Annotated in this window: 3 protein-coding genes; all 3 read left to right on the top strand. The window is 67.1% G+C overall.

Annotated elements, in window-relative coordinates; translation table 11 throughout:
• A partial coding sequence (locus tag WA805_RS15660) for a nuclear transport factor 2 family protein (protein ID WP_425242689.1) occupies positions 1-224 on the top strand: 224 nt, incomplete at its 5' end.
• 114 nt (positions 225-338) lie between these two features.
• Positions 339-1793: a sugar porter family MFS transporter gene (locus WA805_RS15655; RefSeq protein ID WP_425242688.1), complete on the top strand. Its 1455-nt coding sequence runs from the start codon at positions 339-341 to the stop codon at positions 1791-1793.
• A gap of 30 nt (positions 1794-1823) precedes the next feature.
• Positions 1824-2047, top strand: a 224-nt coding sequence (locus WA805_RS15650; protein ID WP_425242687.1) for an FAD-dependent oxidoreductase, incomplete at its 3' end; no start/stop codon positions are given.

Raw genomic sequence — 2047 nt, 5'->3', positions numbered from 1 at the left:
GGCCCGACGGAGCGCGGGCCGACTACGAGAACGCGATCAAGCTGCTCGGCGGGCTCATCCGCTACGCGATCGACGCACTCGTCGTCGACGGCGACATGGTGGCGGCCGCCTGGACCGGCAGGCTGCCCAGCGGCGCCGAGATGAAAGGACTGAGCCTGTACCGGGTTACCGGGGGCCTGCTCAGGTCCACGCGGCACGCGCTGATCGGGGAGCTGCCCGTGTGACTGCAGGCTGCCGATGAAAACAACGACCTGAGGAATGCTTCGCGGGCCCGAGGGTAGCTCGTGGCGACATTCAGATGTCTAAGCCGTGAACACGGCGAGGCTAGGAGGTCGCTAATGGCGTCGGAAGCTAGCGCCACAAAGCCGGAACGGAATGTCCTGGAGGACCTGGACTCACGGATACCAACGAACTTCTACTGGTATCTAGCGGTGCTGGCCTGCATCGGCGGGTTCCTGTTCGGCTACGACACGTCCAACATCGGCTCGGCGCTGGCCTTCATCCCGTATCACCTGTCCAGCTTCGCGACCGGCTACCTCGTGGCCGGGGCGTCCCTTGGCGCGGCGGCGGGAGCGCTGGTGGCCGGGCCGCTGACGGACCACTTCGGGCGGAAGGCCCTGCTGATCAGCGACGCCGCCATCTACGCCATCGGCTCGATCTTGTCCGCGGTCACGATAAACGCGGGCATGCTGCTCGCGTCCCGGACGCTCATCGGACTCGCGATCGGCGCCGACTCCGCGATCGCCACCGCCTACATCGCGGAGTTCGCGCCGCGCAGCCGGCGCGGCCAGCTGAGCATCATCCAGCAGTGGATGATCACCGTCGGGATCCTGGTCTCTTATCTCGTCGCGGTGATCATCCTCAAGGCCGCGCCACTCAGTGCGAGCGGCGCCGACTGGCGGCTCATCCTCGGCCTGGGCGGGGTCCCGGCCCTGATCGCGGTGGCGCTGCGATCCCATATGCCCGAGTCACCGCGCTGGCTGATGCTGCACGGCCGTTACGACGATACGAGGAAGGCCTTTGGCCGCCTGGGGATGGACGTCACCGTAGACGAGGTGCGCCACGCGGCGGACGAACTCGCCGGGCTTGAGCGGCAACGGCAACGGAAGACCCAGTGGACCAGGGGCGTGCGGCGGGCGCTGATCATCGTGTGCGTCTTCTTCATCTTCCAGCAGATCACCGGGATCAACGTCCCCTTCTACTACGGCCCGACGATCCTGTCGTCGTTCTTCCAGAGCGGGGGGCACGACGCGGTCAGCGCCGCGGTCGCCGGAGTCGAGGTCACGGCGATCCTTGGCGCGGTCAACGTCGTCGCGACGTACTTCGCCTTCCGGTGGATCGACAAGGTGGGCCGCCGCCCGCTGGCCATCTTCGGCTACATGGGCATGACGGTGTTCATCCTGGTGGCGGCGGCCGGGGTGGCGTTCCTGACCGACATCCCGAAGACCGTGGTGGTCATGGTCGGGTTCTCCTTCTTCATCACCTCGTTCGCGATCGGCGTTGGCGGGACGGGCTGGCTGATCCAGGGCGAGGTCTTCCCGACCGCGGTCAGGGGCCGGGCGGCGGCCATCGCCGCCTGCGTCGACTGGCTGGCCAACTACGCGCTCATCGAGGCGTTCCCTGTCTGGCACAACGCCATCGGGCTCGCGTGGGTCATGGTGTGCTTCGCCGTGCTCTGCGTCCTGGCCATCGGGTTCGTTTACCGGTTCCTGCCGGAGACCAAGGGGCTGTCGGTTGAGCAGGCCGTGCACGTCTTCGAGCGGGAGGCGGAGGAATCCAGTCTGCCTGTCTAGGGCTCGATGGCACCTAATAGGATTGCTGCAATGCGGGAACCGATCGTGATCATCGGCGGCGGCATGGCCGGAGGCAATGCCGCCGCCACGCTCAGGGACGAGGGCTTCTCAGGACCGGTCGTGCTGCTCAGCAGGGAACCGAATGTCCCGTTCGGACGTCCCCCGCTGTCCAAGACCTACCTGCGCTCGGAGGAAGACCTCGCGGGCTGGTACGTCCGGCCGGCCGGCTGGTACGCCGAGCACGATGTCGAGCT

Source organism: Trebonia sp. (assembly GCF_049794275.1).
Lineage (GTDB): Bacteria > Actinomycetota > Actinomycetes > Streptosporangiales > Streptosporangiaceae > Trebonia.
Note: the sequence above shows the minus strand (reverse complement) of the source record. Positions and strands in the feature narration are given on the sequence as shown.

Coding starts and splice junctions, on each gene's coding strand:
- WA805_RS15655 (WP_425242688.1), top strand. CDS start 339: ATGGCGTCGGAAGCTAGCGCCACAAAGCCGGAACGGAATGTCCTGGAG.